Here is a 2803-nt window from a genome sequence, read left to right on the forward strand (position 1 = left end):
ACTTCGTCAATAGCGGCTTCGAAAAACTCCCAGGGGTTTTCCAGGTTTTTTTTGGGATCAAAAGTCCTAAAGGTATTGGTGCCCGCGGCGGAGAGCTGATAACCTATGTGATTCTTACCGGTGATCATGGGTGGTTTGTGGTTCAAAGTTCAACGTTATGTGTATAAAGAGTTGGATCTACTAAGTTACAGAAAGTTTCTTTTGTTCTCGATACAATTCCGACCCCGATCGCTATCGGGGCTGTCGGAATCACTCGAACTGAGCGAGTGCAAACTATCCAAGTCACTTCGAGTGATGCTGCGATCCTTTGTGGAGCAGCATTTTATCGAGAAGTGGGCGTGATTCCAACCCTTTGATAAAGCCAGAGGGTATGGCATAAAGGAATTGATCGGGTTAATTGGTGTCAACGAAATAAAAGGCTCCAATAACAACGTGGTTGACCTGCCCACTCAATTTGTTTACAAAACCCTAATAGAGATGGTGGGATAGCGATAGCTTATTTTTTTGTTTAAATTTGGGTTTCCTTTATCTTTCTTCGTCTGTCAATTGTGACAATAATCTTGAAACTTCATTATCCTTTTGGATCATCAGAATTCTGCCTTTTTTCATCTTTTTCTACGCTAACTTTAAAACTTGGTGGTTTATAATCTCTTGGTAGATAATCAGCAGGGATTGTGGTCATGTTGCCATCTCTGTCCGCCCGATAATGAGGGGATAGGATTTCAATAGCTCTTTCATTGAAAACATTCTGAATGTTCTGATGCAGGTATGAATATAGGCGAGCTTGCCTGCTTGCTTCTTTTGTATAAGCATTAATCTGGTATGAAACATAGAAATCATCAAGGCTTGTTTGTAAAACAAAAGGCTGTGGTTCCTTTAAGATCATCTCGGTGTTTAAAGCGGCATCGATCAATGCCCGATACACATCTTTCCAGGGGACATCATAACCGATGGTTACGGTAGTATGTATTATTAAACCTTCTTCATTAGCCTTAAGAGTATAATTCTTTGTGTTTCCTGACAGTATAGATGAATTGGGAATGGTAATTACTTCGTTTTTGGATGTTTTCAACCTCGTTACCAGCAGTGTTTTTTCCACTACATCCCCACTAACGCCGGCTATTTCGATGCGGTCGCCAATCTTAAACGGACGCATATACGTAATCATCAGTCCCGCGATCATATTTCCAACAGCTGAAGATGAACCCAGAGACAATAAAACCCCAATAAATATGGAAACACCTTTAAAAATATCTGAGTCTGAACCCGGGAGGTAGGGAAATATCAAAACAAGCGTAAAGGCATACAGCATAAGCCTCACAAGGGCAAATGTTGGTCGTGCCCAGTCGCTATAAAATCCTGATATCTTTAGTTTTTCGGTTTCAATTTCGGCAAAAATGTATTTTATAAATCTGATAAAATACTTCATTACAAAAATGATAACCACAACCGTAAACAGATTAGGTAAGTATTCCCACGCCGCAATCATGGTATCTTTGAGAGGAGTCCATATCAATTGGAAAAGTGCATGGGACCAGGCACGTGAGAAAGGGAAAATGTTAAAGATTATAGACAGGGCAAAATAAGCAAAAAAGGCATAAAGAAACCATCTTAATATCTTCAATGCAAATAGGTTGATTCGCATTATCCTTTCGGGCGTTAAGAAAGTATAGTCCCCATAAGACAATTTCCTGCTCAACTTACCCTCCTGCTTAGTTATATAGCCAAATAAGAAAGTGTTGCCCTTTCCAATTAACCAAAAGACTAGCCTTAAAATTACTAGTACAAGCAGAGCCAATCCAATTCTTTGAAGCAACTTTACTAAACCATGCTCCTCTTTAGATTTAATAATTGACTCCTTAATTTTTACACTTAATTCATTGGCTAAATCAGACTGGCTTTTATCATACCAGGCGGCATCGGCCGAAGAAATTTTTATTATAATAGCTTCACCATAAACAATATCAAATGTGTTATCTCTTTCAACCACCAAAATTGAATCGATTTTTACAAAATCATCTTTCTGCAACTGTATAATCTTATTGGTAATATTCTTTGCTCTTTTTTTAGGTGAAGACTCTCCAATACTTGAATGGACAACAAACAAAGTATCTGTTAGATTTACAATTACAGGATATCCTTCAACGATGTTTCGCAAAGAATCTATCCTTACTTTTTTTGTGGAGCTGTCACTGCTTAACTTTTCACTATCGTTAAGACTATCCTTCAATGCTGAAGTAATAATAGTGCCCTTTTCACTAATAAGGCTATCTGATTGAGCATTTACAGTATATGTACAAAGAAAAATTACAGCTAAAAATATTAGCCAGACTCTGCTACATCTTGGGAATAGTTTATACTCCTCTTCGGTTTTGTAAGCTAGATTGAGAGATGCTGTTGAAGTCATTTACACTGATTTACAATTATGTTACTTCTAATTCGTGAATTCAAAAGGAATTCAATATAAAAATCCGATCGTTACAGGCTAAAATAGCCTTAAGTATAAATTCAAAATATGACCTATATAAGCCGAGAATAAATGGAAAAACAGCATAAACGCTCCCGAAACACGATAATCAATAGTTTAAAACCATCAATTTGCATATTACGTAATTATGCAGATTTAACCTTTTCACCATCAATTTCTAATTTAAACGGACTGCTGTTTGAGCCCCAATAAATGGTTCGATGAGGGAAAGGGATCTCAATTCCAACCTTGTCAAAAGCTGCTTTCAGACGTTTCCGATACTCGCGGCCCACAAACCATTGTTTGCCAGGTACAGCTTTTATCCTGGCTTTAATT

Annotated in this window: 1 protein-coding gene and 2 pseudogenes; 1 reads left to right on the forward strand and 2 read right to left on the reverse strand. The window is 37.6% G+C overall.

The annotated features are described in order from the left end of the window. Positions 1-357 precede the first annotated feature (357 nt). Positions 358-489, forward strand: a pseudogene (locus Q0X72_RS13300) (septum formation inhibitor Maf); the annotation flags it as partial. A gap of 82 nt (positions 490-571) precedes the next feature. On the opposite strand, the gene Q0X72_RS13305 reads toward Q0X72_RS13300, so the two are convergent. Together Q0X72_RS13305 and Q0X72_RS13310 are read right to left on the reverse strand one after the other, a co-directional pair. After that, positions 572-2407 (reverse strand): mechanosensitive ion channel family protein, encoded by a 1836-nt coding sequence (locus Q0X72_RS13305; protein ID WP_297766385.1) that lies wholly within the window; start codon positions 2405-2407, stop codon positions 572-574. 206 nt (positions 2408-2613) lie between these two features. Next, positions 2614-2803: pseudogene (locus Q0X72_RS13310) on the reverse strand (hypothetical protein); the annotation flags it as partial.

It is taken from the genome of uncultured Muriicola sp. (assembly GCF_947258935.1).
Taxonomy (GTDB): Bacteria; Bacteroidota; Bacteroidia; order Flavobacteriales; family Flavobacteriaceae; genus Muriicola.